At 52.2% G+C, this 26,616-nt stretch carries 29 protein-coding genes and 1 pseudogene; 15 read left to right on the top strand and 15 right to left on the bottom strand.

Features of this window, described 5'->3' with window-relative positions; all coding sequences use genetic code 11:
• Positions 1 to 46: 46 nt before the first annotated feature.
• Positions 47 to 1,000 carry a sugar phosphate isomerase/epimerase gene (locus tag VIJ98_RS11305; protein WP_008107617.1) on the bottom strand — a complete coding sequence of 318 codons (954 nt, stop codon included), beginning with the start codon at positions 998 to 1,000 and terminating at the stop codon, positions 47 to 49.
• 322 nt (positions 1,001 to 1,322) lie between these two features.
• Here VIJ98_RS11305 and VIJ98_RS11310 point away from each other — a divergent pair, with 322 nt between their 5' ends.
• Positions 1,323 to 2,204: an SIS domain-containing protein gene (locus tag VIJ98_RS11310; protein ID WP_008107616.1), complete on the top strand. Its 882-nt coding sequence runs from the start codon at positions 1,323 to 1,325 to the stop codon at positions 2,202 to 2,204.
• A gap of 53 nt (positions 2,205 to 2,257) precedes the next feature.
• Positions 2,258 to 3,148 (top strand): ribokinase, encoded by an 891-nt coding sequence (locus tag VIJ98_RS11315; RefSeq protein WP_323275816.1) that lies wholly within the window; start codon positions 2,258 to 2,260, stop codon positions 3,146 to 3,148.
• Between the two features lie 85 nt (positions 3,149 to 3,233).
• Here the strand turns inward: VIJ98_RS11315 and VIJ98_RS11320 are convergent, their stop codons facing one another.
• Genes VIJ98_RS11320 through VIJ98_RS11330 form a run of 3 tightly spaced genes read right to left on the bottom strand, consistent with a single transcriptional unit; the run spans position 3,234 to position 6,599 of the window.
• On the bottom strand, positions 3,234 to 4,214 hold the full coding sequence (locus VIJ98_RS11320; RefSeq protein WP_154193784.1) for a LacI family DNA-binding transcriptional regulator: 981 nt from the start codon (positions 4,212 to 4,214) through the stop codon (positions 3,234 to 3,236).
• A 56-nt stretch (positions 4,215 to 4,270) separates the two neighbouring features.
• Positions 4,271 to 5,344, bottom strand: coding sequence for a sugar phosphate isomerase/epimerase (locus tag VIJ98_RS11325; RefSeq protein ID WP_323273993.1), 1,074 nt, complete (start codon positions 5,342 to 5,344; stop codon positions 4,271 to 4,273).
• Positions 5,345 to 5,360: 16 nt separating this feature from the next.
• Entirely contained in the window at positions 5,361 to 6,599 is a 1,239-nt protein-coding gene (locus VIJ98_RS11330; RefSeq protein ID WP_154156490.1) for an MFS transporter, read from the bottom strand.
• Between the two features lie 214 nt (positions 6,600 to 6,813).
• On the opposite strand from VIJ98_RS11330, the gene VIJ98_RS11335 reads away from it, so the two are divergent.
• A complete protein-coding gene (locus VIJ98_RS11335; RefSeq protein ID WP_323275817.1) occupies positions 6,814 to 7,203 on the top strand; it encodes a cupin domain-containing protein in 390 nt (129 codons plus the stop codon).
• Here the strand turns inward: VIJ98_RS11335 and VIJ98_RS11340 are convergent.
• Positions 7,200 to 7,874 carry a GntR family transcriptional regulator gene (locus VIJ98_RS11340; protein ID WP_323273995.1) on the bottom strand — a complete coding sequence of 225 codons (675 nt, stop codon included), beginning with the start codon at positions 7,872 to 7,874 and terminating at the stop codon, positions 7,200 to 7,202. The two genes, VIJ98_RS11335 and VIJ98_RS11340, sit on opposite strands and share 4 nt — an antisense overlap.
• Before the next feature lie 115 nt (positions 7,875 to 7,989).
• Here VIJ98_RS11340 and VIJ98_RS11345 point away from each other — a divergent pair, with 115 nt between their 5' ends.
• From VIJ98_RS11345 to VIJ98_RS11360, 4 genes are read left to right on the top strand one after another with little or no spacing between them, the layout of a single operon-like run.
• On the top strand, positions 7,990 to 8,670 hold the full coding sequence (locus tag VIJ98_RS11345; RefSeq protein ID WP_323273997.1) for a DUF2848 domain-containing protein: 681 nt from the start codon (positions 7,990 to 7,992) through the stop codon (positions 8,668 to 8,670).
• Positions 8,671 to 8,678: 8 nt separating this feature from the next.
• A complete protein-coding gene (locus tag VIJ98_RS11350; RefSeq protein WP_323273999.1) occupies positions 8,679 to 10,022 on the top strand; it encodes an amidase in 1,344 nt (447 codons plus the stop codon).
• A 2-nt stretch (positions 10,023 to 10,024) separates the two neighbouring features.
• Entirely contained in the window at positions 10,025 to 10,660 is a 636-nt protein-coding gene (locus VIJ98_RS11355; RefSeq protein WP_323274001.1) for a hypothetical protein, read from the top strand.
• Positions 10,653 to 11,966 (top strand): MFS transporter, encoded by a 1,314-nt coding sequence (locus VIJ98_RS11360; RefSeq protein WP_323274003.1) that lies wholly within the window; start codon positions 10,653 to 10,655, stop codon positions 11,964 to 11,966. The genes VIJ98_RS11355 and VIJ98_RS11360 overlap by 8 nt, the downstream gene beginning before the upstream one ends.
• A 74-nt stretch (positions 11,967 to 12,040) precedes the next feature.
• Here the strand turns inward: VIJ98_RS11360 and VIJ98_RS11365 are convergent, their stop codons facing one another.
• Positions 12,041 to 12,244, bottom strand: a complete 204-nt coding sequence (locus VIJ98_RS11365) for a hypothetical protein (protein ID WP_101764092.1) — start codon at positions 12,242 to 12,244, stop codon at positions 12,041 to 12,043.
• A 61-nt stretch (positions 12,245 to 12,305) separates the two neighbouring features.
• Entirely contained in the window at positions 12,306 to 12,935 is a 630-nt protein-coding gene (locus tag VIJ98_RS11370; RefSeq protein WP_154193809.1) for a TetR/AcrR family transcriptional regulator, read from the bottom strand.
• Positions 12,936 to 13,220: 285 nt separating this feature from the next.
• Between VIJ98_RS11370 and VIJ98_RS11375 the strand changes: the two genes are divergently transcribed.
• On the top strand, positions 13,221 to 13,430 hold the full coding sequence (locus VIJ98_RS11375) for a CsbD family protein (RefSeq protein WP_008107582.1): 210 nt from the start codon (positions 13,221 to 13,223) through the stop codon (positions 13,428 to 13,430).
• Positions 13,431 to 13,473: 43 nt separating this feature from the next.
• On the opposite strand, the gene VIJ98_RS11380 is transcribed toward VIJ98_RS11375, so the two are convergent.
• Together VIJ98_RS11380 and VIJ98_RS11385 are read right to left on the bottom strand one after the other, a co-directional pair.
• Positions 13,474 to 13,752: a hypothetical protein gene (locus tag VIJ98_RS11380; RefSeq protein WP_323274008.1), complete on the bottom strand. Its 279-nt coding sequence runs from the start codon at positions 13,750 to 13,752 to the stop codon at positions 13,474 to 13,476.
• Between the two features lie 78 nt (positions 13,753 to 13,830).
• A complete protein-coding gene (locus VIJ98_RS11385) occupies positions 13,831 to 14,454 on the bottom strand; it encodes a response regulator (RefSeq protein WP_008107578.1) in 624 nt (207 codons plus the stop codon).
• Between the two features lie 217 nt (positions 14,455 to 14,671).
• Here VIJ98_RS11385 and VIJ98_RS11390 point away from each other — a divergent pair, with 217 nt between their 5' ends.
• The 7 genes from VIJ98_RS11390 (at position 14,672) to VIJ98_RS11420 (ending at position 21,124) form a co-directional block, all read left to right on the top strand.
• Positions 14,672 to 15,202 carry a fimbrial protein gene (locus tag VIJ98_RS11390; RefSeq protein WP_008107577.1) on the top strand — a complete coding sequence of 177 codons (531 nt, stop codon included), beginning with the start codon at positions 14,672 to 14,674 and terminating at the stop codon, positions 15,200 to 15,202.
• Positions 15,203 to 15,493: 291 nt separating this feature from the next.
• Positions 15,494 to 18,013 (top strand): outer membrane usher protein, encoded by a 2,520-nt coding sequence (locus VIJ98_RS11395; protein WP_407330302.1) that lies wholly within the window; start codon positions 15,494 to 15,496, stop codon positions 18,011 to 18,013.
• A gap of 47 nt (positions 18,014 to 18,060) precedes the next feature.
• Positions 18,061 to 18,804 (top strand): fimbria/pilus periplasmic chaperone, encoded by a 744-nt coding sequence (locus VIJ98_RS11400; RefSeq protein ID WP_323274013.1) that lies wholly within the window; start codon positions 18,061 to 18,063, stop codon positions 18,802 to 18,804.
• A gap of 26 nt (positions 18,805 to 18,830) precedes the next feature.
• On the top strand, positions 18,831 to 19,313 hold the full coding sequence (locus VIJ98_RS11405) for a fimbrial protein (protein WP_323274015.1): 483 nt from the start codon (positions 18,831 to 18,833) through the stop codon (positions 19,311 to 19,313).
• Between the two features lie 62 nt (positions 19,314 to 19,375).
• A complete protein-coding gene (locus VIJ98_RS11410) occupies positions 19,376 to 19,807 on the top strand; it encodes a fimbrial protein (RefSeq protein WP_323274017.1) in 432 nt (143 codons plus the stop codon).
• Positions 19,807 to 20,337 (top strand): fimbrial protein, encoded by a 531-nt coding sequence (locus VIJ98_RS11415; RefSeq protein ID WP_323274018.1) that lies wholly within the window; start codon positions 19,807 to 19,809, stop codon positions 20,335 to 20,337. The genes VIJ98_RS11410 and VIJ98_RS11415 overlap by 1 nt, the downstream gene beginning before the upstream one ends.
• Positions 20,338 to 20,347: 10 nt before the next feature.
• Positions 20,348 to 21,124: a hypothetical protein gene (locus tag VIJ98_RS11420; protein WP_323274021.1), complete on the top strand. Its 777-nt coding sequence runs from the start codon at positions 20,348 to 20,350 to the stop codon at positions 21,122 to 21,124.
• Positions 21,125 to 21,146: 22 nt separating this feature from the next.
• On the opposite strand, the gene VIJ98_RS11425 is transcribed toward VIJ98_RS11420, so the two are convergent.
• From VIJ98_RS11425 to VIJ98_RS11450, 6 genes and pseudogenes are all read right to left on the bottom strand, one after another.
• Positions 21,147 to 21,998, bottom strand: coding sequence for an aldo/keto reductase (locus VIJ98_RS11425; protein WP_323274022.1), 852 nt, complete (start codon positions 21,996 to 21,998; stop codon positions 21,147 to 21,149).
• A 118-nt stretch (positions 21,999 to 22,116) separates the two neighbouring features.
• The gene (locus VIJ98_RS11430) at positions 22,117 to 23,160 is read right to left on the bottom strand and encodes an alpha/beta fold hydrolase (RefSeq protein WP_323275819.1); all 1,044 of its coding nucleotides are present in this window, start codon (positions 23,158 to 23,160) and stop codon (positions 22,117 to 22,119) included.
• A gap of 37 nt (positions 23,161 to 23,197) precedes the next feature.
• Entirely contained in the window at positions 23,198 to 23,947 is a 750-nt protein-coding gene (locus VIJ98_RS11435; RefSeq protein WP_323274023.1) for a carboxymuconolactone decarboxylase family protein, read from the bottom strand.
• Positions 23,925 to 24,395 (bottom strand): annotated as a pseudogene (locus VIJ98_RS11440) (cupin domain-containing protein). Before VIJ98_RS11440 ends, VIJ98_RS11435 begins: the two are co-directional and overlap by 23 nt.
• Positions 24,396 to 24,462: 67 nt before the next feature.
• Positions 24,463 to 25,911: a heavy metal sensor histidine kinase gene (locus VIJ98_RS11445; protein ID WP_323274024.1), complete on the bottom strand. Its 1,449-nt coding sequence runs from the start codon at positions 25,909 to 25,911 to the stop codon at positions 24,463 to 24,465.
• Entirely contained in the window at positions 25,904 to 26,593 is a 690-nt protein-coding gene (locus VIJ98_RS11450; RefSeq protein WP_323274026.1) for a heavy metal response regulator transcription factor, read from the bottom strand. Before VIJ98_RS11450 ends, VIJ98_RS11445 begins: the two co-directional genes overlap by 8 nt.
• Between the last annotated feature and the right edge of the window lie 23 nt (positions 26,594 to 26,616).

Raw genomic sequence — 26,616 nt, forward strand, 5'->3', positions numbered from 1 at the left:
GACACTGACTGGTTGTAGTTAATAGAGGTAAGTTTTGATTTTGTTTTTATTCAGCGATGATTTTCATCAGCATGCCCTGCACTTTCAGTGCATCCTGGCTTTTAATCAGCTGATCGATCTCATCAATGCTCAGGCGGTCGATAAAGCTTGAAAGCGCTTTATACATGCGAATATTTTGCGCGCATTCGGCAACCGGATCTTCGCGGCTTGGGAAGGTATCGAAATAGATCAGGCCGCTGAAGTTAACGCGTTTTGCGTAATAGATGTATTCCAGCGTCTGCATCAGATGCACTGAACCCAGCATCAACCCATCATCAAAATGGCCATAACCATCATTCAGGTGGAAACCCACCAGACGGTTTTTGCGTGCCGACTGGAACAGCGAGAAAGCGGGATTCTCTTTCTTCATGATCATGTGGCAAAAATCGAGGGTAATACCGAGATTGTCGGAGCCCACGTCATCAATCAGCATCAGCGTTGAAGAGACATCACCAATAAAGGAGAAGGTGCGCGGCTCATAAGGCTTGTATTCAAAGCTGAATTGCATATCCGCGTGGGACTGCGTCACGGTCTGTAATGCGCTGACCAGCCACTCATAGGCGCGGAAGTAATCCTGCTGGAACGGATAATCGTAGCCATCGTAGCCAAACCACAGCGTGACGGTATTACCGCCGAGGTATTTGCACATCTCTGCGGCTTCAAGGGTAATTTCAATCGCTTTTTTACGCAGTGCGGCATCCGGATTGGTGAATTCACCGTCAATGAACTCTTTGTTATAACGCAATGCAATGCCACCGACCTGCAAATTGTTATCAGCGATGGTCTGCTTAATCAGTTCTTTATCCTGACCAATAAAATGTTCTGGATAATTCAACTCAATATGCGTCAAGCCCGCAACGGTACCCATACGCGTAATAAGATCGCAAGTATCCATTTTGTTCTTCGCCGCAAACAGATCGGCTCTGGAGCGAAATGAATTTATACGTGATGAGAATTTCATTTTTAAATTACCTTTAATGGGATTTCCACTTTCTTATAAATGAGAACATTCATCAGGTAAATGCGGATAGATAAATACTACCGCTAATAAAATAAAAGGGTAATTTATAATAGTGAAAATTTTACTGCGAGTAAAACCATTAAAATACAACAAGTTAAATAATCACTTTCCTGCTAGTAAAATAACAGTCGCAATTATGATACTTTTATTTTACTACCAGTAAAATGCATCAGTAAAACGTTTTACAGCATGTGATCCAGTTAACACTTTTCCCCTAATCACCATGCTAGCTTAGCGACAACGTTTTTATTGAGCGCTCAACATGCATAACCGACTTAAAGGCAATGAGATATTCCTGCTGGCTCGCACGCTTGCACCTGAGCTGGGAAAAAAGGAACGGTCTATTGCACGTTTTATTGACGACAATCCACAGTCATTATCTAAAATGTGCATCACTGATATTGCGAATTATCTGAATGTCAGCGTATCGAGCATTACTAAAGTATCGAAGAAACTCGGCTTTACCGGTTTTCACGATCTGAAAATCAATATCGCCCGGCAAGTCAGTACGCAGGAAGATATTATTGATATTCCAGTGATTCCGGATTCAGAGAAATATGTTGAGCAGGTGATTGAAAGCACCTTTTTAAATTCAGTGCTGGCGCTACAGGATTCACTGAGTGTGATTAACAGTGCCGTGATCAAAGCGGTGGCGTATCTGTTTATTAATAAGCCAGAAAGCGCGCGCATTTTTATTGCTGGATGCGGTGGTTCAGGCTCAATCTGTGATGACTTCAATCATAAGCTGCTGAAAATTGGCATCTTCTCATCGGTATTCAGTGACAGCCACAAGCAGTTGATGACCGCCTCATTGATGCAACCCGGCGATATCCTGCTGGCAATTTCCCACTCCGGCCAAACCACAGACATTATCCAGATGGTAAAAGCGGCGAATGAGAACGGCGCAGAAACCATCTGCCTGACCAATTATCCCAACAGCCCGCTGAGTTTAATTGCCAGGCACTCGATTATCTCCTCGGTTAAAAACAATCCGATTACCGGAGAAAACGCCACCACGCGCATTGTGCATCTGAATATTCTCGATGCCATTTTTACCATTATCGCCAGCAAGACCAGCGAAAAAAGCCAGACCAGTTTACACAACACCAGAAATGCGGTTGCGTCGAAACGCACCGCCAATTAAGGGCCGAAATGATGAAACATAATATTGTTGTTATTGGCAGTCTTAACTAAGACATTCTTGTCCAGCAGGATCGCCTGCCGGAAATTGGGGAGACGTTTACCGGCAACGAATTAATGTTGATGTCGGGCGGTAAAGGGGCAAACCAGGCGGTTCAGTGCGCCAAGCTGGGCTTGAACGTCAATATGGTGGGCTGCGTGGGCAATGATATTTATGGCAGTGAGCTCATAAAATCGCTGAATGAAAACGGCGTATCGGTGGATAACATTAGCCAACGCGGAAAAACCTCCGGTATTGGCATCGTGCAGATTCTGGAATCCGGTGATTACTGCAGCACCATTATTAAGGGCGCAAACTACCTGATAACCGAATCTGATATTCACGATGGGTTATTCAGCGATCGCCCACTGTTAATCCTGCAGTCGGAAATTCCCGACCATGTGGTTGAACGTGCCATCAGCGTGGCACGTCGTCACGATTGCCAGATTTTGCTCAACAATGCGCCAGCACGCGAGATGTCTGCGCAGGCGCTGAGCCAGGTGGATTTTCTGGTGGTGAATGAGACCGAAGCCAGCTTTATGAGCAAAACTTCCGTCACGTCGGTCAAGGAAGCGATGGCCTGCGCAGCAGCGCTACAGCAAAAGGTGAATGGGCGGGTGATTATCACGCTGGGCGAGAAAGGCGCGGTATTATCCGGTGATGCAGGTGCCAGACATTATCCCGCTGTGTTCTGCCCGGATGTGGTTGATACCACCGGCGCAGGCGATTCATTTATTGGCGGCATCGCCTATTGCCTGGTGAACAACATCGCTCTGGAAGAAGCGATTCCATTCGCTGCTGAAATCAGCTCCTGCTCAATCCAGAAATATGGCGGTCAGAGTTCTTTCCCGATGCTGCCTGATGTGGCCCACGCGCTGACGCAAAACCGCCAGCGGCTGTTTGGCTAAAACCGCGCGCCAGGAAATCCGTGGAGCATTTATACGTCCTCTATCACCCTCTTCGGCAGTATTAAATTTGTCAGCAAGCGACCGCTTAAGTACTGGCACGTACCACAAAGTGCCAGTCCATCATAATGCGTTGAGCCGGCGAACCAGGCTGGTCGATCTTATTCAGCAGCAAGTCGAACGCTTTGCGCCCCATATCGCGCGACGGCTGCGCCAGCGTGCTCAGTGGTGGCGTGACCATTTCGGCGAGGTCGGTGCCATCAAATCCGGTCACCGCAATATCCTGCGGTACGCGCAGTCCGGCGGCGTGAATCGCTGAAAGCGCGCCCGCCGCTAAAGTGTCCGACACCGCGAACACTGCATCTGGACGCTCGGGCGCCGCCAGCAAGCTTTCCATCGCCTGTTTACCGGCATTAAAACTCAGATCGGTGGCGTAAGAGATGGCTTGCCAGCTACGCGCTTCCTGGCTAAGTTGCTGCTGATATCCCGCCTGTCGCAGCTGCGCATATTTATAGCTGAGATCGTGGTTGATTAACGCAATACGCTGTCGTCCCCTGCTCGCCAGATATGCCACCACGTGCTTTGATGCCTGCACATCATCAATGCCGACGCAGGAGACATCCCCGGCATCGGCGTATTCCGCGCACTGAACCCACGGCGTTTCGCCAATCAGCTGTGCCAATTCTGGCAACTTACTGAATGCATCCATGGTGATAATGCCATCCACCATTTTACCGGCCAGCAATTGCAAACTGGAGCGGGAGCGCTCGATGTCTGATCCAGAATTACACAACAGAATGCGATAGCGGTTCTTCTCCGCCTGCTCCTCAATGCCTTTCACCAACTCGGCGCAGAAAGGATTGGAGATATCTGACACCATAACGAGAATCATTGAGCTACGTGCAGTGCGCAACTGACGCGCTAACAAATTTGGCTGGTAATTACTCGCTTTAATGGCGTGCAGGACTTTCTCACGATTCTGCGCTTTTACCGTGTCGCTGTTATTCAGCACCCGTGAAACTGTCGCTACAGAAACGCCCGCTAAGCGGGCGATTTTTTGGATGGACATGCTTGAACTCTTGCTCAGTCAGATACTACGGAGGCTACCATAATTCCGCGCCCACCTTAATCGTGCGACTCTGCCGCGCTCAGCCCCAGCTGCACGCGGATGCTGGCCGCTTGCTGCGATTGTGCGGCGAAGTCATCGAATGCCCGATCGGCCACCGGAATGATGTGGCGACGGATGAACTCAGCCCCCTCGCGCGCGCCGGTTTCCGCCTCTTTCAGACAACATTCCCACTCAAGCACCGCCCAGCCGTCATAATCGTACTGCGCCAATTTGCTGAAAATGGACGGGAAATCGATCTGCCCGTCACCGGGTGAGCGAAAGCGACCGGCACGATCTATCCAGCGCTGATAACCGCCATACACGCCGCTACGCCCGTTTGGCAGATACTCGGCATCTTTAACGTGAAACGCCTTGATGCGCTGATGGTAGATATCGATGAACTGCAGATAGTCGATATGCTGCAAGTGCAAGTGGCTGGGATCGAACAAGATGTTGCAGCGTGGATGATGGTTCACCAACGCCAGGAAGCGTTCAAACGTCACGCCATCATGCAGATCCTCACCGGGGTGGATCTCGTAACAGACATCAATGCCGTAGCGGTCAAATTCGTCGAGCACCGGCAACCAGCGCCGCGCCAGCTCTGAGAAAGCTTCACTCAATAGCTGAGGATTGTGCGGCGGCCACGGATAGAGATACGGCCAGGCCAGTGAGCCGGAGAAGGTGGCGTGGGCCTGCAATCCCAGCCTGGCCGACGCGGCAGCCGACAGCTTCACCGTCTGAATCGCCCATGCAGTGCGCTTTTCATTGTCGCCGCGCAAGGCGGCGGGTGCGAAGCCATCGAAGGCGGCATCATGCGCTGGGTGGACAGCAATCAGCTGGCCTTCCAGGTGCGTCGATAATTCACTGATCTGCAAGCCGTAGTTCGCCAGTAAACCTGTCACTTCATCGCAATAGGTTTGACTGGTTGCGGCGCGCGGCAGATCAAAAATCTTCGGGTGATTACAAGGCACTTGTAACGCCTTATAACCGAGCGCAGAAGCCCATTGCGCCAGCCCTTCCAGCGAATTAAACGGTGGCTGCGGGCCAATAAACTGCGCGAGAAAAATTCCAGGTCCTTTTACCGTTTTCACGTACACCTCCAGTCAATCAAACCTCTTCATCCCGGTATTTAAAGGTGAAGAGGAAAAGAACGGCGATCACCGCCGCCGCAATCGCGGGGATCCACCAGAATGTTGCCCAGTTTTGCGCCGTGCCTTGTCCGGCAATCAGGCGGTTGTAGAGCGCGCCGGAGATCTGCGAGCCCAGCAGCATGCCGATACCGTAGGTGAACATCACCACCATGCTTTGCGCCTGCCCTTTCACTTTTTCCCCTGCGATGCGGTCGGTGTAGATAAAGCCGACCACAAAGAAGAAGTCGTAACAGACACCGTGCAGCAGAATACCCATGTAGATAAGTGCGCGGCTTTCATCGTTCATGCCCATGGCGAACAGCGCATAACGCACAAACCACGCCACCATGCCGACCAGCAACATGTATTTGACGCCGAGGCGGCGGAACAGCAACGGAATCACCAGCATGAAGAAGATTTCCGACATCTGACCAAAAGACATCGCGGTACTGACGTTACTCACTCCCGCATCCGCCAGCCAGGACGCGGTGTAGGCGTAATAGGTGCCGAGCGGGATGGAAATCAAGGTGGCGCAGAGCGCAAACACGAAGAAGTGACGAATTTTCAGCAGCGCGAAGGCATCCGCGCAGAACAGATCGCGCACTTTTAACGGCATGCCTTTCGCCGGTGCTGGCGTGTGCGGCAGCGTCAGGCTGTAGATCGCTAACGCCACGGAACAAATCGCGGCCAGAGTGAAAATCCCGGTGCTGGATGCGATGCCGGTGACACCAATAAAGATGCCCGCCACAATCCAGCCAATGGTGCCAAACACCCGTACTACCGGAAAACTTTTGTCACTGCTGGCCAGGCTGTGAAAAGCGATGTTGTTGGAGAGCGCCAGCGTCGGCATAAAACAGAGCGTGTAGCCAAACAGCAATCCAATCAGCAGCGCACCGTTTTCGGCCACCAGCGCGGCCGGGACAAACCATAAGATCACCGCGCCCGCAAGGTTCATTACCGCCATCACCTTCTGCGAAGGAAAGAAGCGGTCGACCAACATGCCCAGCACAAACGGCGACAGAATGGAGGCGATCGGCCCCGCCGAAAAGGCGTCACCAATCAGCAATGACATGTTGTGTTGCGTCATCACCAGCCCGAGCGTAACGGACCAGCTTCCCCAAATGAAAAACTGCATGAACATCATTAACGACAAGCGGGGAATCAGCAAACGCTGCTGTCTCACCGCGATCTCAGAACCTGTAGTTGTCGAAACCATGCTGACCTCACGCCAAAAAGAAATCGATTACATTCCACAGAGAAGTTAAAAGTAATCGATTACTTTAGGCAGTTCTTCGTGACCGATCACAATTCTTTTACAAGCGTCTCGGCGTTGATCGATCGACTTGTATTGGAAGTGAACGCGCGCGCAGCCTTGCAGATTTGCACTATCCTGTGCGGGAGAGATTTTAATGACTATTCAGGGGAATAAGATGAAAGGTGCCGATAACGAGCATGAAAACAGTGCAGAAACGCTGCTGCAAAGCGGGCATGCATGGAACGGCCAGCATATTGAACACTATCCCGTCGGTAAGCCTGAGATCACCGTAATGAAGATGACGATTCCTGCGCATTCCGAGCTGCCGTGGCATACGCATCCGATGCCCAACACAGCCTATGTTTTATCGGGCTCGCTCACCATCGAGGACAAAGCAGGCGGCGAGACTAAAACCTTCAACGCAGGCGAAGCTTTTAATGAATCCATCGATATTGCCCATCGCGGTTTCACCACCGATAAGCCTGCCGAGCTAATCATTTTCTATGCCGGGGCTGAAGGCATGGATCTTTCCATTCCGCTACCGGGTGAAGAAGCGGAATATTAATTATTCAACAGCGCCTGCTTAAACGAATAGATATGCACCCGCGCCGCCTCTTCTGCCTGTTCGGCATTTCCCTGCTCCAGCGCGGCAATGATCGCTTCGTGTTCGGCGATCACTTCGTTCATGTGCGCAGCGCTGGAAAGCGTGGTGGCCCAGAAGCGCTGCGCCTGCGCGTGGATGATGCTGAGAATATCGGCCAGACGACCATTGGCGGCGATATCCGCCAGCACCTGATGAAACTCGCGGTCCAGCAGCATCATCTGTTCGCGATCGCGTGAGGCGCTGGCATGGGCAATGCGCTGATTCATTTCCCGCAAATAGGCGATTTGCGCCGCATTGACCCGCTGCGAAGCCAGTCGCAAGCACAACGCCTCATTCACTAAACGCACCTCAATTAACTCCAGCGCATCATCAATCGACAGCGGCGACACCATCACGCCCTTGCGCGGGATGATCTGCAACAGCCCTTCCGTCTCCAGCCGATGCACCGCCTGATTCACCGGCGTTCTGCCCATCTCAAGGTCATCCATCACCTGCGCGATATTGAGATAGTCGCCCGGTTTGTAGCGCAGCGTGATCAGCCGGTGCTTGAACGCCAGATAAGCGCGCTCATTAAGCGAAATGCTCTTCGGTGTCGTCGGCGTGCTCACATTTTCAGCCATCACATTACTCATCGCGCAAATCCTTATTAGGTAACTGAGACATATTACACAAAAACCTGGCATGAAAATGGCTAGATTGAAATCACAGTGAAATTTCACACGCATTTCTCAACTGGAGATCTATCCCATGCAATTACGGTTTACGACAGATTACGCCGATGCGGCACTGCTGGATGTTGAGGTTAATCAACTTGTTATCGCGGGCTGGGTTGGGCGCGACCAGGAAGCGGTGCTGCACCATATCAGGGAACTCGAAGCGCTCGGCGTGCCCGCTCCTGGTGCAGTACCGCTGTTTTACCGCGTCGCGACCAATCAATTAAGTCAGCAAACGCAGCTGGAAGTGGTCGGCGATCAAACATCCGGTGAAGCCGAACCCTTTGTATTTTTCCATCGCGGCGAATATTGGGTTTCGCTGATTTCCGATCACACCGATCGTCATCTGGAAACCTTCAGCGTGGCGCTATCGAAGCAGGCGTGCATTAAACCGGTTGCCGGTCACGCGTGGCGCATGTCCGAAGTCAAAGCGCACTGGGATCAACTGGAGCTGCATGCCTGGATCAACGTCAACGGCGACTGGGTAACTTATCAGCAAGGCGCCCTCGCCTCGCTGCTGACGCCGCTCGATCTGTTGAGCCGCTATTTTGCCGCAGGTCAGGTTGAGGAGGGTTTCGCCATGTCGTGCGGCACGCTCAGCGCCATCGGCGGGATTCGTCCTTCCAGTAAATTCCGCATGGCGCTGCACGATCCGGTGCTGAACCGCACGCTGGAACACACCTACATCACTGGCTCGCTGCCGGTTATCGCCTGAGGTTCCCTATGACAACGTTATGGCAAGCGAGCCAGCAGCTGCTCGCCGGGCAAATCAGCCCGGAAACCCTGACCCAGGATGCGCTGAGCGCAATCGCGGCGGAAGCCGGGGAAGGCAAGCGCGTCTTCACCAAGGTATATGCCGCGGATGCGCAGCAGCAGGCGGCACAAGCCGGCGCGCGCTGGCAGCAGCAACAGCCGCGCAGCGCGATTGATGGTCTGCCTATCAGCATCAAAGATCTGTTCGATATCGCCGGAGAAGTGACCACTGCCGGTTCCCGCTTGCTGAATAACGCCAGCGTGGCCACGGCGAATGCCAGCTTAGTTGATCGACTGCAGCAGGCCGGTGCCGCCATCTTTGGCAAAACCAATATGAGCGAGTTCGCCTTCACTGGCCTCGGCGTCAATCCGCATTACGGCACGCCCGCCAATCCGTGGCAGCGCGCGCAGCAGCGCATTCCTGGCGGTTCCTCTTCCGGTGCGGCGGTGGCGGTGAGCGATGGCATGTGCCTGGCGGCGGTCGGTACCGATACCGGCGGTTCGGTGCGCATTCCAGCCGCGCTGTGCGGATTAACCGGTTTTAAACCCAGCGCCAGCCGCATCGATCAACGCGGAACGCTGCCGCTGGCGGCGTCACTCGATAGCATCGGCGTGATCGCTCACGACGTGCGCAGCTGCTGGCTGCTCGATAGCGTGATCGCCGATCGGCCGCTGGAGATCGATGAGCGGCATCTGTCGGACGCACACTTCGTCATCCCGCAGACGCGGGTGCTGGCTGGCCTTGACGAACACGTCAGCGCCGCCTGGCTGCATGCGCTTGATGTGCTGCGCGCGCAGGGCGTGAAAATCACCGAGCTGCCGCTGCAAGAGCTGGCGGAACTCGACACCATCAACGCGCGCGGCGGCATTACCGCGTGGGAAGCCTGGCAATGGCATCAGCATTACGCCCAATCTCAGTCGGAAGCTTACGATCCGCAGGTTCTGACGCGCATTCAACGCGGCAGTTTGCTGACTGAAGAGGATGCCGCCGAGCTGTATCAGCTGCGCGCCGACTGGAAACAGCGCGTCGAGCAGGCGGTTGCGCCTTTCGACGGCATATTGATGCCGACGGTGCCGCTTATCGCGCCGACGCTGGCCGAGCTCGAGGATCCCGCGCGTTATATGCAGGTCAATCTGCTGATGCTGCGCAACACCAGCGTGATCAACATGCTGGATGGCTGTTCAATTTCTCTGCCTTGTCATCAGCCCGGCGACGCGCCGGTTGGCCTGATGCTCTCTTCCACCCATGGCAACGATGCTGCGTTACTCAGCTGGGCTGCCGCGATTGAAACCACCCTGAAACGGAGTAGCTGATCATGACTCAACCCCACGGCATGCTGTTTGTCGCCACCAATATCGATGCTGCAGATGAAGCGGATTTCAACCAATGGTACGACCACGAACACGTTGAAGAGCGCGTAGCGATCAGCGGCTTTCTCAGCGGTACGCGTTATCAGGCGGTGGATGCGGAACGCAAATACCTCGGCCTGTACGAAACCGCATCGCTGGAAGCCTTTACCAGCGCGGATTACCACGCCGCCTTCACGCGCCAGACCGAATGGTCAGTGAAGAATCTCAACAAAATGGTCAATCCGATGCGCCGCGTCTGCGCCATCTCTCATCAGCATGGACAAGGCAGCGGCAGCCATCTGGCGGTGCTGACGTTGAAAGCCGGTACAGATGTTGCATCGCTGGGCAACTGGCAAAACAGCGTGCAGCAAACGCCGGGCTACATCGCCTCACGTTTGCTGACGCCTGACACCACGCTGAGCTCGCCGCTGCCACGGGAAACCAGCGCGACGCGACCTATGCATCCAATGCTGCTGCTGATCTGCCGAGACGCGCAAGTGTGTAAAACCCTCGCCGCCGACGCCGCGCAGGCGCTCAACGCGGATGTTCAGCTCTACTCCCTCAGTTGGCAGTTAACCAAACAGGAGATGGCTCATGGCTAATACCGACTCAACGTTGCCGCACGCTTCAGGCGCGCGCGCCAGCCACAGCAAAACCGGTCGCCTCGCGGCGGCCAGCTCCATTGGAACCGCGCTGGAGTGGTATGACTTCACGGTCTACAACATCATGGCGGCGCTGGTGTTTAACCACGTGTTTTTCCCCAGCTTCGATCCGCTGGTCGGCACTATTCTGGCGTTTTCCACCTATGCGGTCGGCTACATCTCCCGTCCGGTGGGCGGCTTTATCTTTGGTCATCTCGGCGATGTCGCCGGGCGCAAAGCGGTATTGATCACCACATTAGTGATTATGGGCGTCACCACCGCGCTGATGGGCTTGCTGCCCGGCTATGCGGTGTGGGGCATCTGGAGTCCGGTGCTGCTGGTGGCTTTACGCTTTATTCAGGGCATTGCATTAGGCGGCGAATGGGCCGGTGCGGTGTTGCTGTCGATGGAGCATGGCGATGCCAACAAACGTGGCCGTAACGCCTCGTTTGCGCAGGTGGGCCCATCGTGCGGTACCTTGATTGGTACCGGATTTATCACGCTGGTGACGGTGGCATTGAGCGGCGAACAGTTTCAGGAGTGGGGATGGCGCATTCCGTTCCTGCTGAGCCTGCTGCTGGTGATGTTTGGCTTATGGCTGCGTCGCGGCGTGGAAGAGACCCCAACCTTTATCGCGATGCAGCAGGCGGAGAAAACCACGCATACGCCGCTCAAAGAGGTGTTTGTGCGCTATCCGCGCGAGCTGCTGATCGCGGGCGGTTCACGCATTGGTTCCGACGTGCTGTATGCGCTGGTGGTGGTGTTTACCCTGACTTACATCACCACGGTGCTGCAGCTGCCGCGTCCGCTGGCGTTGATGGCGACCATGCTCGGTGCGATCGGCAATGCCATCACGGTGCCGATGTTTGGCGCGCTCTCCGACAAGCTCGGCCGTCGTCCGGTTTACATTGCCGGTGCGCTGCTGGCGATCGTCTGGTCGTTTGTATTCTTTGTACTGCTGGATAGCTCGCAGCCGGTGCTGATCGTACTGGCGGTGATTGGCGGCTTACTGATTCATGCGGTGATGTACGGACCGCAGGCGGCATTTGTCACCGAACAGTTCCCCAGCCATGTGCGCTACGCTGGATCGTCACTGGCTTACACGCTGGCGGGCATCATCGGCGGCGGCTTTGCGCCCTTGATCATTACGACCTTGTATAAAGAGATGGGCAGCACGATGTGGGTATCGCTGTATGTCAGCCTGGCGTTGCTGATCACGCTGTTTGCGCTGTGGAAGGCGAAAGAGACCGCGCATCGCCCGCTTTAATCAGACAGGTGTTTGGCGAGGGATTGCCAGACTTCAGCAGAGGAGAACAACAAGGCGCGGCACGCGCGACCCTATTAGTGCAGTTTTTTCGCCAGAATACGAATGGCTTTCTCGCAGGCAACTTTGGTTTTGCTATCGGTAGAACGCAAACTCAGGCGATACAACGCGCCAATCAGTTCCTGAACGGTAAGCGCTTCATCAGGACGAAGGATACGTGTCACCACCCTTCCCACCAATGCGCGAATCTCTTCCGTAATATCTGAATCTTCGTCTTTCACTTGCCCTCCGGCTTTACGCTTCGCTTATTTAGGAAGTATCCGCCTCCTAATTAGACAAATTTTAGTCCAGCAGCTTCATTACTAACTTGATGGTCTCGGGTTCATCTTTTACATCCGTGATCTTGCCCACAACGCGCATGCCAAAGGCGATACAGAGGATCAATCCTGCGGCGGTATCGACATCCAGATTGGGCGTGACCGATCCATCTTCCTGGCCCTGTTTGAGTAACGAGGCGAGGAAGTTTTTGTTACGCAACACCGCTTCACTGACCAGTTGCGAGAGATCGTCATCCAGCACCTGTAACTCCACCGCGCTGCCAACCACTAAACAACCGGTGCGACCTTCCACCGCCCGCGCGGAATCGAGGTAAAACTGCAGCAGCTCGCTGAGCTTCTCGCGGCCAGTGGTGAACTGCGCCAGACGCTGACGCAGATCGGCATTGCGCACCGAAAGGTAGCGTTCAAACACCAGCAGAAACAGGCTGCGCTTATCTTTGAAAGCCTTGTAGATGCTGCCCGCCGTCAGGCCCATCGCCTCGCCCAAATCATTCAGTGAAGCGGCATGAAAACCCTTTTGACGAAAAACGATCATGGCTTTGTCCAGAGCCTGTTCGATATCGAACTCTCTTGGGCGGCCACGCTCTCTGCTTTTCGTGTCGGTGGTTTGCGTTTTGCTCATAGCGGATGGCATTGGGTAATGCGGGTTTCCAAAAGTTGACGGAAATGTCTTATCGGCGGTTACTATATCGCAACAAACCACTGCATGTATAGCCAGGTAAGCATAATGCCTTATAGAGCAATAAGTTAGCTTGTAAAGCCTGCCTCTACTACCGCTCCACCTCACGCAATTTCAAATCTTCGAGTCAGCTCACAGCCCTGCCAGGCAAAGCGCAAATCCTGTGCCAGAATTAATGCACCCGCTGGCATCAGGCCAGCAAAGGCGAGCACACAGTAACCACTAACCAGGGAGTTCGACATGAACGAAGATCGTATTAGCGGCAACTGGAAGCAGTTCAAAGGGAAAGTGAAGGAAAAATGGGGCGACCTGACTGATGATGATATGACCGTGGTCGAAGGAAAACGCGATCAGCTGGTCGGTAAAATTCAGGAACGCTACGGTTATGAAAAAGACCGTGCGGAGAAAGAAGTCAAAGAGTGGGAAGATTCGAATAAGTTCCACTGGTAAATCCTGACGTTATGCCGGACAACCCGTGTCCGGCATGCAACAATCAGTGCTTGGTGGAGTCATCCGCCGAGACGTTTTTCGCCATAAAGCTCATCACGTTCTCATCAGATTTCTCAGCGTTGTCGCCTGTGCTGCTGCTCTTCACCAACGCTAAAGCCAGTCTGGCAACCCGCACATCTTCCGCCGTATCACCGGCATGAATCATCTTCTCTAATTGCGCGAGCAGCGTGGTGCGCGAGACCGGTGCATCCTGATTAAATAATTCAAGCACGGCATCACCAATCGCAATGTCGCATAGCTGTTTATCATTACTGTTTTTCATGGGCTCTCTGTAATCGTCTCAACCAACCCTGGCCGGAAGATCCTGACGCTGCAAAGCATACCCATTCATACCGTAAAATTAAAGGCTATTTCTCTGCCCAAATTCATATAACTGTTTAACCGTTTTGAATTTCAACTTTTCCATTAAACGGCATTTATAGGTGGCTACGGTTTTGGTGCTCAGGTTCATCTTCAGAGCAACTTCGGTATTTTGCAAACCATCCACCAGCAACTGGAAAACCCTAAACTCCTGGGTGGATAACATCGCAATTTTTTGTTGGTCCGACAATTCACTGCCCTCTCCCACCTGGCGTTTGATCAGCGGGAAATAACTATAGCCGTTAATACCTGCGTTAATCGCACTAATGACTTCCTGCAAGTTTTTATCTTTGCTAACAAAACCATTCGCCCCCGCAGACGCACTGAGCGGAGCATAATAGTCAGGATTTTTTGCAGATAAAACCACAATGACACCACTAAAATCCCTGCGTCGAAGATGTTTCACCACCTCAATGCCATCGATGCGCGCAATATCAATGTCGATAACCAACACGTCGGGATTATGTAATTCAACCAGCTTTTGACCTTCGAGGCCATCATCCGATTCTGCGACAATGGAGAATTGATCTTTTTCTAACAATGTCCTGACGGCTAAACGGATTAAAGGATGATCGTCAATAATAATTGAGCGTATAAGTGCCATACGTAATCTCTCTAAATAATTCAAACTACGGTTTAATAATCCTGCACGTCATTTACTGCCCGGCAATGTAGGTTTCACCCTACAGATCCTGACAATCCATTCTGATTGAGTAGGAATTTCCCTACTTGTACACTCATTCCAACTCGTAACAAGCTGGTTTTTAGTAAGATTTTTTTAATAAAAAAATCATCAAAAACAAAACATTAAAGGATTAAACATGAAACTTAACGCACTTGCCATTGCCACCTTAATTGCATTGGGAACAACCTCAGCTTCCCACGCTGCTGACCAGGGCAGCGGTACCATAACCTTCACAGGCTCCATCATTGAGGCGCCATGTTCTGTTTCTCATGAAAATAGCGACCAAACAGTCGATCTGGGTCAGGTCTCTAACGTTTCTCTGGCGAACGGCGGCAAGTCTCAACCTCGTCAGTTCAATATCATGCTGGAAAACTGTGCCCTAACCACCAAGAAAACCGTCACCACGACCTTCACCGGTCCAGCGGGCAACTCAGACCGTGTAGGAATTGCCGGCACCGCTAAAGGCGCGAGCATTGCTATTGTTGATGGCACCTACAATTTAATTAAGCTGGGCACGCCTTCAGTTGCTCAGGCACTGCAGGATGGCAACAATAATCTCAGTTTCGCTGCTTACCTGCAGGGAGATAAAGATGAAGACGATAAAGATCTTCCCATTGTTCCAGGTGAATTCCAGGCAGTGGTTAATTTCGGCCTTAACTACCTGTAATCCTCAATCGAGCATGCGGTTACCGCATGCTCTTTGTAACGCCTCTTTGCGCGACAACGCTAAATTCTGTTAATCCGGCCAATATAAGCGACAGTAATTGGCAGGAATTAATACCTGTTCGCCCCGCGGCTTTCTTCTAACGGCCTGAAAACACGTCACCCCTCAACCTGTAAGAAAAATCCTGGGGAAAATTTAATTTCCTCCTCATCGTGTCGCTCTCTCTCATCGTTATATTTTCATACTCGGTTCGGATTGCGTCTGCACACCTCAGGGAAATCAAGGGTTAAGATTATGAAGGTGGTTTGTTACAAGATTTTCCCGAGATTCCGGCCAACGCAGCTGAGTTTATTAATAGCGAGTTTTTTCCTGGGATTTTCCAGTCATAGCTTGTCTGACAATATTGAATTCAATACTGATATTTTGGATATCAATGACCGGAAAAACATTGACCTTTCCCGATTCTCAAACAGCGGATTTATTCTCGCTGGGGAGTATGAAATGTCAGTGTTTATCAACAAACAAGCACTGCCAGAGCAAACCGTCATTATTCAGACTCAAGAAGAGACGAATAAAAGCACGGTATGCATCACGCCAGACCTTATTAAACAGTTTGGCCTGAGAAAGAGTGTGATTGAAAAAATCGTTTGGCAGCAACAGGGAAAATGCATTGACACTGCCAGCATGACGGGATTAGAGGTGCGCCCTGATCTGGCCACCTCGGCGCTGTATATCAGCATTCCCCAGGCTTATTTACAATATGTCGATGAAAACTGGGATGCTCCGGCGATGTGGGATAATGGTATTCCCGGCGCATTGTTTGATTACAACTTCAATGGGCAAACACAGAGTCAAAAAAACGGGCAGCGTCTGATGCTCAACGGTAATGGCACCGTTGGCGCAAACCTTAACGCATGGCGTTTTCGCGCCGACTGGCAATCTCAACCTGGAAGATCGCAAAACAATCAAAGCAAAACCCTGGCACAGCAGTTTGACTGGAGCCGCTATTATGCGTACCGCGCCATTCCAGGCTGGGAAGCAAAAGTCTCTGTCGGAGAAGATTATTTAGGTTCAGAGCTCTTCGACAGCTTCAGCTACGCGGGGGTTAGCGTAGCCTCAGATGATAGCCAATTACCGCCTAACCTGCGCGGTTATGCCCCTGAAGTTACCGGCATTGCACGTACCAATGCGCTGGTGATTATCAGCCAACAAGGTCGTGTGCTTAAAGAGGTTCAGGTCGCTGCTGGCCCATTCCGCATTCAGGATATTGATAATGCCGTCTCCGGCAAACTGGATGTCCGTGTTGAAGAGCAGGATGGCACGGCGCAAACCTTTACCATAGAAACGTCTAGCATTCCCTATCTGACGCGGCCTGGACGCATGCGTTACAAATTCGCAGCGGGAAAATCTTCTCAATCTCGCCATCAATTTAAAGGGCCAGCATTTGCCAGTGGCGAATTATCCTGGGGCGTGAGTAACGGTTGGTCGCTATTTGGTGGTGGTGTGGCGGCAGGAAATTACAATGCTTTGGTGCTGGGTATTGGTCGTGATTTGTACTGGCTGGGTGCTTTATCATTTGATATCACACAATCACGCGCCGCCTTACCTGATATCGCGGAAAAGCTGACTGGACGATCCTATCGACTCAGCTATTCAAAAAACTTTGAGCAGTACGACAGCCAGATTACTTTTGCCGGTTATCGTTTCTCCGAGCGTAATTTCCTCAGCATGAATGAATATCTGGAAACGCGCAAAACGGGCATCCGTCAGCAAAACAGCAAAGAACTTTATTCGGTCACCGTTAATAAGCAGTTCCGTGATTTACGTTTGAGCACCTATTTCAACTATAACCACCAAACGTATTGGAGCTTGCCGGATAACGATCGTTATAGCGCTAACCTGTCGCAATATTTTGATATTGGCAAATTACGCAATCTGAGTTTATCGCTGTCCGCCTATCGCACTATTAATAATGGCAGCAAAGATGATGGCGTATTCGTCTCGCTGTCGATTCCATTGGGTAACAACGCCACGCTGAGTTATAGCGCCGCACAAGGCCGCGATGGGACAAATCAGCGCGTTAATTATTATGGGCGTCTGGACCAACGCAACAGTTATCAAGTGGGAACGGGGATCAATAGCCATGGCAGCACGTCGAACGGCAGTATAACGCATGACGGCGAACTGGCGCATTTGAACGCTAACGTCAGTTCGCAAACTGGAAAATCCACCACGTTTGGCTTCAATGTGCGCGGCGGCGCAACGGCGACGACCAAAGGCGCCGCGTTGCATCGCTCCAGCAACATGGGTGGCACACGTTTAATGATTGATACCGACAATGTGGCCAACATTCCTGTTAGCAGTGGCGGATTAGCGGTACGCAGTAATCGCTTTGGCAAACTGGTGTCGACTGACGTCAACAGTTATTACCGCAACAGCGCCAGCCTCGATCTCAATAATCTACCGGACAATGTCGAAGCTGAACGTTCGGTAGTGCAAGCCACGCTGACTGAAGGTGCCATTGGCTACCGTAAATTTGCCGTCATCGCCGGAGAGAAAGCGATGGCGATCATCCGGCTGGCCGACGGTTCCTATCCACCGTTTGGCGCCACGGTGCACAATCGCAAAAAACAGGAAGTGGGCATTGTGAGTGACAGCGGCAATGTCTATCTCACGGGCATTGCCGCAGGTGAAAGTATGACAGTGAAATGGGCAGAGAAAGTGCAATGTAGCATTGCGTTGCCACAATCACTTAACCCACAAGACTTTACTGCAAATCTATTTCTTCCTTGCCGAAGAGACGGTGAGATTTAATTAAAACTGCAGCCTTTAACTGGCTTTTGTAATAATGGGATATAACCATGTTTTTTCAATTTAAAAATGCATTGTTGTCTACACTTTTGGTCAGTGTTATTGGCTTTCAACCCACCTACGCGGCGATTTCGCTGGATCGCACGCGCATTGTATTTGATAGCACGCAGAAATCCGTCAGCTTACGTATTAGCAACGAAAATAAAAAACTGCCTTATCTGGCGCAAGGCTGGCTGGAAGATGCTGAAGGAAATAAGATCACCGGCCCTTTAGTGGTGCTGCCTCCGGTACAACGTGTTGAACCTGGCGCCAGCAGCCAGCTGAAAATTCAGGCCTTACCGGCAGTGGCATCATTGCCCCAGGACAGAGAAAGTTTGTTCTTTTTTAATTTACGTGAAATTCCACCGAAATCATCGAAGCCTAATACGCTACAAATCGCCTTGCAAACGCGCATTAAACTTTTTTATCGCCCCGCCGCTATCATCGCAGATAAAAGTGCCGCGCCATGGCAGGAACAGCTCAAGCTTAGCCGCGAAGGTGATAAATATCGCATTCACAACCCAACCAATTACTACATTACGTTGGTAGAAGGACGGAAAAGTGCAAAAAGCAAAACGATTGAAAGTTTTAAACCCCTTATGCTAGCACCTCAAAGTCATCAATTGCTGACGTCATCGGTAACGGAATTGGGTTCATCGCCGGTGATTAACTACGTCAATGATTACGGTGCCCGCCCCAAACTCCAGTTCAGTTGCAAAGTTAATCTCTGTATTGCCACACCACTAGATAATTAAGTCTGATTTCGTTAAGGCAAAAGAAAATGAGTTGGCTAACGGCAGTAAAAAAAGTTGTTATTTTATCGGCGTGTCTTTTGCCGCTGACTGCTTTGGCGTCCAACATTCACGTTAATGTCGAGGTGTTAGGGCCTTCATGCACTATCAATAACGGTGAAACTATTGAGGTGGACTTTGGTGATGAAGTTTTATCTACCAAACTTGACGGAAATCATAATCGGGAAATTTTTTTTGTTAATTTTCAATGCAATGCATCCACACCCAACACCATCTTTCTTAAAATTGAAGGCGAGCAATGGTACAGCAGCATTAAAGTACTTAAAACCAGCAAAGAAAATTTGAGTATTGAATTTTTTAGAGCCGGCCAATGGTTTCCCCTTAATGAGCGGTTGGAGGTTGATCCACTAAGATCATACGCATTCGTAGCTGCACCTTATAAAATTGGTAATGTTAAGGTACAAGCAGGTCCGTTTAGCGCAGCAGCAACGCTGGCGGTATATTACGAATGAATAGCACCCGATTTAATATTCTCACTTTGATAATCATTGGTGGGCTTTTGTGGTGTAGCAACATGGCCAGAGCCGCACCGAATCTATTACTTAAAGGTACAATTATTGAACCTCCGTCTTGTAAAATAAATGACGATCAGCCCATTGATATCAGTTTTGGTGAGGATTTGGGTGTAAGCAAAATCAATGGAGATAATTATCGTCAGACAATTGATTACGTCATTAAATGTGCAACTAATGGTTCTGCATATAAGTTGACGCTCACTGTGAGCGGCAATGTCATGAGCAAAGATAATACGGCGATTCAATCGAGTAAATCAGGATTGGGCATTCGCATATTGCAAAATAATCAGCGTGTTACTATTGGTTCAACATGGGTTATTAATATGGCTAGCCCTCCCGTTTTGGAAGCGGTACCGGTAGCCGATCCAGCGATTAAATTGTCCGAAGGCAGCTTCCTTGCAACCGCCTCACTCGTTGCGGAGTACCAATAATGGATTTATTGATTCTCTGGCGAAATATAGTGGCAATACTTCTGTCGCTGATTTCACCCTTATCGCTCGCTAGCGATATCCATTTTAGCGGTGCACTGATTGCCGAGCCTTGTGAGATTGAAACCGGAGATGACGCTTTAGAGCTGAATTTCGGCAACGTTATTGACCGAGAACTGTATGTCCATCATCGATCTCAAACGATGCCTTTCACACTGAATCTGATTGGTTGCTCCATCGATACGGCTAAAACTGTTGCCATTACTTTTAGCGGCCAGGAGAGTAATGAATTGGCCGGATTTCTGGCGACACAGGCTGGTAGTAAAGCCGCTGGTATCGCTGTTGGCATGGAAACATTATCTGGAGAAGCCGTCCTACTGAACAAGGTCGCCCCGGCTGTTACGTTGCAAGCCGGACGAACTTTGATTGTATTACGTGCGTATATTCAGGGTGAACCCAATGCTATTCGCGAACGTTCCATCATTCATGGCGCTTTTAGTGCCATCGCGACTTTTAATTTGAATTACCAATGAGGAATTCCGGATGAATATACGCAGTTTATTACTACCTTTTCTTATATTCTGGCTATCGGCAGCCATTGCAGGGCCATTCCCGGTACCATTATCCATCACCAGAACCGATGATCGACCCGCTCGCTTACGAGTTATCTGGACAACTATTGACATCCCATTTGCTGATACCCAGGCACCGGAAAATTATTGGTTTGGCAGTTCCTGGTCAACAGGTCCTAAATTTGAAGTCGTACAAAGTGAGACCTGCGTCAATGATATATGTGCTTCAAAAGTCATACCGGGTGAAACCATCAGTGCGACCGCCATGCGAGCGTTTAAGAAAGGACCATCAACCACTTACTATTCTGCGTCTGGCGGAGCAAATGGTAAATGCGTGGCATTTGGTGGTATTCCACAGGGCAATACATCTTATGAAACCGCCATATTACCAACAGGTTGTATGAAAACACTACCACCCAATGTTTATTGTTATATCATTACGCCAGAAATAAACTTAAATCACGGCTCTATTTCAATTAAAGACCTAGCTACGTCGACAGCCAGCGCATCATTCAGCATCAATTGTTCACAAAAAAACAACATAAAATTAAGTCTGGAGAGCAAGCTTACTTATGTGCCACTTAATAATGATGCAAAAGCCAATATTCTTATAAATAATAAACAGCCGGGCGAAAAACATTCTCTGGAAACGGGCCTATCATCCCTGACCATTACCAGCCAGCTGGAAGGCATTACCCAAGGCGGCACCTATTCAGGTACCGCCGTATTAATCATCGAGCCGGCCTAAAGTAGGTTGCTAACAAGGCTGTTTAGACATCCAGCTTCCTGCCGGTCAGCCACTCGACCATTGCGGGGTCGCGGTGCGAAAAGAAGGCGCTGGTCGCACTATCCAGCGCGGTAATTTTCTGCATTTCTGCCTCGCCGAGTTCGAAGTCCAGCACGTTGATGTTTTCTGCCATGCGTTCTTTGCGCACCGATTTCGCCAGCGACACGATGCCGCGCTGGAAGATCCAGCGCAGGACCACCTGACCAACGCTTTTGTCATATTTTTCGCCAATTTTTGTTAGCAGCGGATGCTGGAATAAACCGTTTCTGCCTTCCGCAAACGGCGCCCAGGCTTCGGGCTGAATGTTACGGCTCTTCATCCACGGCACAGCGTGCAGTTGTTGGTTAAACGGATTGACTTCAACCTGATTGACTGCCGGAATCACCTTGTTGAAGGCGATGAGATCCGCCAGGCGATCCGGCTGGAAGTTGCTGACGCCAATCGCTTTAATCTTGCCTGCCTGCTGCAACTCTTCCATCGCCCGCCACGCACCGTGCACATCGCCGTAAGGCTGGTGAATCAGATAGAGATCGACATAATCCATCTGCAAGCGATTGAGTGAGCGCTCAAACTGCGCTTTGGCGCCTTCGTAATTAGTGTCCTGCAGCCACAGTTTGGTGGTGACGAACAGCTCATCGCGCGCGATGCCGCTCTGCTTGAGGGCATTGCCAACCTGAGTTTCGTTTTGATAAGACGCGGCGGTATCAATCAGGCGATAACCGGTTTCAATGGCGTCGATTACCGCACGCTCGCACTCGGCGGCATCGGTCATCTGAAACACACCAAAGCCCAGCAGAGGCATTTCGAGGCCGTTATTGAGTTTTACCGTTTGCATGGCGTTATCCTTTTGAGAGTTTCCAAAAGCATAACGCCACCGCATTAATTTGATTAGACCCGGTAATCAGCTAAGGTTTATTAGTTGTATTCATCAATCTATAAACCCTGCCGTTGAGCTATTGCAGATGCTTCTGCTGCAAAAACTGGCTGACCTGATCGGCGATCTGTACGTTATTCAGGTCGGAGAACGGGAAATGCGTGTTGCCTTTAATGCCGATTTCCGGCAGGTGAATCACCTGCACATCGCCACCGTGTTTATTCACCACATCTCGCCACTGGCGCGCCATCGCCAGCCTTACGCGCCAGCTGTCCTGCGCCGGCATGGCGCTGGGTTTATCCGGGATGTTATCGCCATAGAAGATCAGAATAGGAATTTTGGTCAGCGCCATAAACTTATCCAGCGCCACCGGTTCACCCTTCAGCGTATCGAACGCGCTGGGCATCGCTGGCGGTAATTCATTTTCTGGAAACACAAAGCCGCTGCCCGGTTCAAAGGCGACGATGGCTTTGACCTTGCTGTTTTTCATCGCGGTGTACCAGCCTGGTCCGCCGCCCTGCGAATGAGTAAACAGAATAGCGGGACCACTTTTATCGACCACGGCGGAGAGCGCATCCGAAATCACATTGACGTCAAACGGCCCGGTATTCGGCGTCATCTGGCGGAAGTATTGGTTCAGCGCCTCTTTGTCCTGTGAGAACTGCACGCCTTTGAAGAGGGTGGGCCACACGCCGAGGCGAAACTGATTGAACCACAGCTGCTCATCCGGTTTCGGCGTTAGCGTGCTTTCTACCGTGCTGCGACCGGCGCTACCGCGACGCGGCTGATCGACCAGATAGGTGGCAAATCCGCGCCGTAGAAAGAGGTTCTGGAAGCCTTCTCGGCCATCCGGCGTGCTTTCCCAGGTGCGGGAAAACTGCCCGGCACCGTGCAGCATAACGATGGGATATTTATGCGCATGCGGCGGAATTTGATAAAACACCGCCGCGTGATCGCCGTGATAGGTTTGGCCTGCAGGATCCAGCGGCTTTTTGGCATCGAATTGCCCTGGCGCGGTTATCACCGTGCCGCCCGCCGCAAAACTACCTTGTTCCTGAATCACTAAAGGCTCCGACTGCGCGGCGACGATAAAGCTGGTCGCCAGCAGACAGATGCTGAAGATTTTGAGTGAATTTTTCAAAAATCTTTCCTCTGCTAACTTATATCGCCTGCAATGCACTTTCCGCGCGATCCGCCGCCTCAACTTCCCCATTGGCGCGCAACAGGTCCGCCAGCTGCTGCAACTGGCCGCGCGTGATCCCTACGCGCAAGCTGGCGCGCGTATGTGACAACAGCTGCGATTCTGCGCCCGGAGTAGCGGCCAAGGCGCCTACCGTGGCCAGCTCGCGGCTTTGCCAGTCAAGGTTGTCACGGGCAAAAATATCGCCAAACAGATGGGTTTGCAGGAACTGATTGATCGCCGGTACGAAGTCGAAAAGTGGTCCTTGCACCGGTGCGCCAGAAATTTTGGTCTGGTTGTCAGTGCCCAGCTGACGCAGCGCATCGCCCACCGGAACCGGCTTCGCCGGCTCTTTGCCGATTTCATCCTTGATGCCGCGCTGCTTGCGCGCTTCCGTGACTTTCATCAGCGCGCTCAGCGCGTTGAGACTGCGCGGGAAACCGGTGTAGGCATACAGCTGCACCAGAATTTCTTTGGCTTCGTTTACCGTTAATCCGGCGTCCAGCCCCTGATTAAGCGCCGCATCCAGTTTTTCCATGTTGCTGGTTGCCATAAACGCCGCCATCAGCGGAATGGCTTGTTGACGTGCCGAGAGCGTTTCGGACAGATTTGATGACTCATTCATTGCAGGTGTCACTCCTTGTTGGGTTGCAGCATAGGTCGCCAGGTTACAGGCAAACATCATGACGATGCCGACGGTGAGTTGCTTAATCGGCACGATAGTGTTCATCAGTCACTTTCTCCATCCAGGTTACGCTTTTGCCATCCACCACGCCGGTCACCGCGATATGTGTCATCGCACTGTTAGCGCTGGCGCCATGCCAGTGCTTGACGCCTGGCGGGCAGATCACCACATCGCCAACACGGATGATCTGCACCGGTTGCCCTTCCTGCTGGGTCAAGCCCACGCCGGAGGTGACAATCAGCCGTTGCCCGGCGGGATGCGTGTGCCACGCCGAGCGTGCGCCGGGTTCAAAGGTGACATACGCAGCCGAGGCAATGATGTCGTTGTCCGCCACAAACAGCGGATCAACGCGCACCTAACCGGTGAAGTTCTGCGCGGGACCGGTAAGCGCTGATTGGCTGCCGGCCGGTGCAATCTGCATCAAAGGTTCGGCGGCAACCGATGAGAAAGCAAAGGACAGTAATAGCCCCAGATAACCCGATTTTGCTGTCATGCCGTGCGTCCTATTTTGTTGAACATGGATGCTGCGAGGCATCGATTCTAACGAGGCACAGATGTCGTCAGGCTGACGCGTTACTGACAATGTTGTCAGTTTGCAGCGAGGCGACGGGCGCAGCAGATAGCGTTTTTTGCTCGGGCGTTAAGGCAAAGGTCAGCCCAAACGTGTTAATTCCACTTTCACTGCGCGCGAACACGTCACCGCGATGCATGATGGCCACCGCACGCACAATCGATAATCCCAGCCCATGGTGGGTGTCGCTTTTGGCACGCGACGCGTCCACGCGATAAAAGCGCTCAAACAGGCGATGCAGATGCTCAGGCGCGATGGCATCGCCGTGATTCGAAACCGCCACCCTCGCCTGCGTGATGGATTCACTCAGCGTGACGGTAATGGTGCTGTGTGGCGCGGCATGGCGCGCACTGTTCTCCAGCAGATTCGCCAGCGAGCGATGGAATAAGCGCCGGTCGATATGCACCTGCGCATCGCCGTCAATCTGCAATCGCTGCTGCTTTTCGGCGAAACTGGGTTCAACGTATTCAGCGGTTTTAGCGGTCTCGGCGCGCAGCGAAACGAGCGTCAGCTGTGAAGCATGTTCACCCGCATGGGCATGTGACAGGAATAGCATGTCGTTGACGATGGAGGTCATGCGTTCCAGCTCTTCCAGATTGGAGCCGAGTAAATCCTCCAGCTCGGCTGGCGATCGGCGGCGCGCTAAGCCCAGCTGGGTTTGACCAATCAAATTGGTCAGCGGCGTACGTAGTTCGTGTGCGACATCAGCATTGAAACTCTCCAGCTGCCGCCACGCGACCGCCTGTCTCTCCAGCACGCCGTTAAATGAGGAAGCCAGCGGCTGAAGTTCGTCCGGCAAGCTGTCGGTATTGAGGCGCTGAGCGTGATCGCCGGGCACCAGCTGCTGCGCCTGCTGGCTCAGCGCGCCCACCGGACGCAGGCCAATGCGTGAAATGGCATAACCGAACAGCGCCACAATAAACACGCCGACTAACGCGATAATCAGCAGCGTGCGCGTGAAGGCGTCCAGCGTGCCCATGTAAGGCGTGGAATCGATGGCCACCACATAGCGCAGCGCTGGCCGCTCGCCGTGCGCGGCAATGGTTTTCACCAGCAGAAACAGCGAGCAGGCCTCATCGGTCGCGCCCGGCACTTTATTAAAACCTTCCTGCAAGGCATCCCAGCGCACGCCGAGCGGCGGCGCACCGCCAACGCTGAAACGTGCATCGCCACTCAAAATCCAGTAACGCACGCGCTCACCTTCCGCGCTGGTTAAGTCGGTGAACTTGCTGGCCAGCGCCGACCAGCCTTCAGGCGTGCTGCGCGCACTAATCCACGGGCTCATCAGCGATTCACGAAACTGCAGCTCGTTATGCATCTGCTTTTGCAGCGAATCATGCAGCGAACTGCGCAGCAGCAGGCCAATCGTCGAGACGATCAGCACCATGCTGATAACAAACATCAGCGCCAGCCGCGCCGAGATCGAACCTTTAAACATGCTGATCCTCCCGCACTTCCAGCACGTAGCCCATGCCGCGCACGGTATGCAGCAGTTTGACCGCAAAAGGCGCGTCGATTTTGCCGCGTAACCGCTTAATCGCCACTTCCACCACGTTGGCGTCGCTGTCGAAATTCATGTCCCATATCTGTTCAGCGATCATCATCTTCGACAAAATTTCTCCCTGATGCCGTGCCAGCAAACTGAGCAGCGCGAACTCTTTGGCGGTCAGCTCCAGCCGATTGCCTTGGCGGAACACCCGGCGCGCCAGCAGATCGAGATGTAGATCGTAGATTTGCAATTGCGTGATGTCAGCGCCATCGGTGGCGCGACGCCGCACCAGCGCCTGGATGCGCGCCACCAGCTCAATCAGCGAAAAGGGCTTGGGCAGATAATCATCCGCACCTAGCCGCAGTCCTTTTACCCGCTCATCCACCGAACCCCGCGCCGACAGCATCAGCACCGGCGTTTGTTTGCTGCTGCGAATGCCTTCCAGCACACGATAACCGTCGATGCCCGGCAGCATCACGTCGAGGATCACCGCGTCGTAATCAAACTCGAGCGCAAAGTGCAGCCCTTCCGCGCCGTCGGCTGAGACATCCACGGTAAACCCCGATTCACCCAGCGCGCGGCTCAGGTACGTGGAGGTTTTCTCTTCGTCTTCAACCAACAATAAGCGCATAGCGGATGCTTCCTTTGTTTACA

The sequence above is a fragment of the Pantoea sp. S18 genome, assembly GCF_045689705.1.
GTDB classification, from domain to species: domain Bacteria; phylum Pseudomonadota; class Gammaproteobacteria; order Enterobacterales; family Enterobacteriaceae; genus Pantoea; species Pantoea symbiotica.

Bases quoted from the DNA above. Each gene is read 5' to 3' on its own strand.
- VIJ98_RS11335 (WP_323275817.1), top strand. From the start codon at position 6,814: ATGAAAGGTGCCGATAACGAGCATGAAAACAGTGCAGAAACGCTGCTG.
- VIJ98_RS11445 (WP_323274024.1), bottom strand. From the start codon at position 25,911: ATGTTTAAAGGTTCGATCTCGGCGCGGCTGGCGCTGATGTTTGTTATC.
- VIJ98_RS11390 (WP_008107577.1), top strand. From the start codon at position 14,672: ATGAAACTTAACGCACTTGCCATTGCCACCTTAATTGCATTGGGAACA.
- VIJ98_RS11305 (WP_008107617.1), bottom strand. From the start codon at position 1,000: ATGAAATTCTCATCACGTATAAATTCATTTCGCTCCAGAGCCGATCTG.
- VIJ98_RS11355 (WP_323274001.1), top strand. From the start codon at position 10,025: ATGACTCAACCCCACGGCATGCTGTTTGTCGCCACCAATATCGATGCT.
- VIJ98_RS11370 (WP_154193809.1), bottom strand. From the start codon at position 12,935: ATGCCATCCGCTATGAGCAAAACGCAAACCACCGACACGAAAAGCAGA.
- VIJ98_RS11435 (WP_323274023.1), bottom strand. From the start codon at position 23,947: ATGAACACTATCGTGCCGATTAAGCAACTCACCGTCGGCATCGTCATG.
- VIJ98_RS11330 (WP_154156490.1), bottom strand. From the start codon at position 6,599: ATGGTTTCGACAACTACAGGTTCTGAGATCGCGGTGAGACAGCAGCGT.
- VIJ98_RS11320 (WP_154193784.1), bottom strand. From the start codon at position 4,214: ATGTCCATCCAAAAAATCGCCCGCTTAGCGGGCGTTTCTGTAGCGACA.
- VIJ98_RS11345 (WP_323273997.1), top strand. From the start codon at position 7,990: ATGCAATTACGGTTTACGACAGATTACGCCGATGCGGCACTGCTGGAT.
- VIJ98_RS11400 (WP_323274013.1), top strand. From the start codon at position 18,061: ATGTTTTTTCAATTTAAAAATGCATTGTTGTCTACACTTTTGGTCAGT.
- VIJ98_RS11380 (WP_323274008.1), bottom strand. From the start codon at position 13,752: ATGAAAAACAGTAATGATAAACAGCTATGCGACATTGCGATTGGTGAT.
- VIJ98_RS11310 (WP_008107616.1), top strand. From the start codon at position 1,323: ATGCATAACCGACTTAAAGGCAATGAGATATTCCTGCTGGCTCGCACG.
- VIJ98_RS11350 (WP_323273999.1), top strand. From the start codon at position 8,679: ATGACAACGTTATGGCAAGCGAGCCAGCAGCTGCTCGCCGGGCAAATC.
- VIJ98_RS11360 (WP_323274003.1), top strand. From the start codon at position 10,653: ATGGCTAATACCGACTCAACGTTGCCGCACGCTTCAGGCGCGCGCGCC.
- VIJ98_RS11405 (WP_323274015.1), top strand. From the start codon at position 18,831: ATGAGTTGGCTAACGGCAGTAAAAAAAGTTGTTATTTTATCGGCGTGT.
- VIJ98_RS11375 (WP_008107582.1), top strand. From the start codon at position 13,221: ATGAACGAAGATCGTATTAGCGGCAACTGGAAGCAGTTCAAAGGGAAA.
- VIJ98_RS11450 (WP_323274026.1), bottom strand. From the start codon at position 26,593: ATGCGCTTATTGTTGGTTGAAGACGAAGAGAAAACCTCCACGTACCTG.
- VIJ98_RS11425 (WP_323274022.1), bottom strand. From the start codon at position 21,998: ATGCAAACGGTAAAACTCAATAACGGCCTCGAAATGCCTCTGCTGGGC.
- VIJ98_RS11395 (WP_407330302.1), top strand. From the start codon at position 15,494: ATGAAGGTGGTTTGTTACAAGATTTTCCCGAGATTCCGGCCAACGCAG.
- VIJ98_RS11420 (WP_323274021.1), top strand. From the start codon at position 20,348: ATGAATATACGCAGTTTATTACTACCTTTTCTTATATTCTGGCTATCG.
- VIJ98_RS11385 (WP_008107578.1), bottom strand. From the start codon at position 14,454: ATGGCACTTATACGCTCAATTATTATTGACGATCATCCTTTAATCCGT.
- VIJ98_RS11410 (WP_323274017.1), top strand. From the start codon at position 19,376: ATGGCCAGAGCCGCACCGAATCTATTACTTAAAGGTACAATTATTGAA.
- VIJ98_RS11415 (WP_323274018.1), top strand. From the start codon at position 19,807: ATGGATTTATTGATTCTCTGGCGAAATATAGTGGCAATACTTCTGTCG.
- VIJ98_RS11340 (WP_323273995.1), bottom strand. From the start codon at position 7,874: ATGAGTAATGTGATGGCTGAAAATGTGAGCACGCCGACGACACCGAAG.